Genomic DNA, 1,404 nt, shown 5'->3' on the forward strand with positions numbered 1-1,404 from the left:
ACGGCGATTTAACCCCATGAGAAAGCAAAAACACCCTCATTTTCTGCTAGACTGAAGTTGCTCAGACAACGATCTTCAGAGAAGAGGATGCTTGCCCTAATGGTACGTGAACCTCAACACCCAGATCAACTCCAATCTATAGTTTTCGTTTTCTTCAAAGAGTATAAGGTTGCCGGGTTGCTCAAACGGTCGAATGTCACAAAGCAAGCTGGCATTGGCGCTCTTGATGTGTTTCGAGCCATCTGCGGATGTCCAAACTATAGTGATCCCAGGAATTAAGACAACTGAGAAGGGACCGGTTAATCTACACTATGGCTATGAAAAAACACTACACGGCAGCATTCAAAGCACAAGTCGTTCTGGAGCTTCTCAAGGAAGAGAAGACCATTGCTCAGATCTCACCGGAGTACGGTGTCCACGTCACAATGCTTCATCGTTGAAAGAACACGGCTGTAGACAACCTGTCCAGCATTTTTGAGGATGAAGGCAAGAAAACCGCCACTGCCCTCAAGAAGGAACATGAAAAGGAAACTTCAGAACTCTATTCAAAAAATGGTCGCTTAACCACTGAGGTTGAGTGGCTCAAAAAATCCAGAATCAAACCAGACTAGATCTGAACGTGTGGCTATGGTCGATTTGCACAGCGGGAAGCTCACCGTTTCCCGCCAGGCGGAACTGCTTAGTCTGAACCGCTCCAGCCTTTATTACGAGCCTGCAGGTGTGTCAGACGAAGAGTTCCGTCTTGAACACGGGTGGATGTATCTGGTGGCCGTGATTGACTGGTATTCCCGCTACATCGTCCGTTGGGAGCTTGACCAAACGCTCGAGATTGATTTCGTCCTGAAAGCCACGAAAACGGCCTTGGGCCAGGCGAAGCCAGAGATCTGGAACAGTGACCAGGGCAGTCACTTTACGAGCCCACAGTACACGGACATTCTCAAAGAGGCTGGCGTTAAGATCCGCATGGGTGGAAAGAACCGAGCTGTGGATAACATCTACATCGAGCGGTTTTGGCGGACACTCAAGTACTACGAGGTCTACACGAAAGAGTACGCCACACCAAGGGAGGCGAGAAATGACATCCGAAAATTCATACACAAATACAACCATGAACGCCCCCATCCATCACTTCGAGACCACACACCTGCTGAGCTCTACTTGATGGGAATGAAACCGGAAGATCGGATTTCTACTCGTTCTAGGCCAAATACATATATAGGAGAAGTCCGACTATAGCTTACACATTACAAAATGTTGTCTTGACAGATGGGGCCACCATAGTTCTCGGCCAGTTTGCGATAATAAAGCGGACGATTGGACGATTCGCCAAACACAAGCACCAAATTCAATTGCGCTAGCGGATCGTCCTCTTTATTTCTGCCGAATTCCACTTAACAGAGACAT

1 protein-coding gene is annotated in these 1,404 nt (G+C 47.9%); it reads left to right on the forward strand.

Annotation, left to right across the window (positions count from 1 at the left end):
* Positions 1–627: 627 nt before the first annotated feature.
* Positions 628–1,236 carry an IS3 family transposase gene (locus tag AC2VLY_RS06340; protein ID WP_486921949.1) on the forward strand — a complete coding sequence of 203 codons (609 nt, stop codon included), beginning with the start codon at positions 628–630 and terminating at the stop codon, positions 1,234–1,236.
* The last annotated feature ends 168 nt before the right edge of the window (positions 1,237–1,404 follow it).

This window comes from Acidithiobacillus sp. TH-A36, assembly GCF_057473445.1.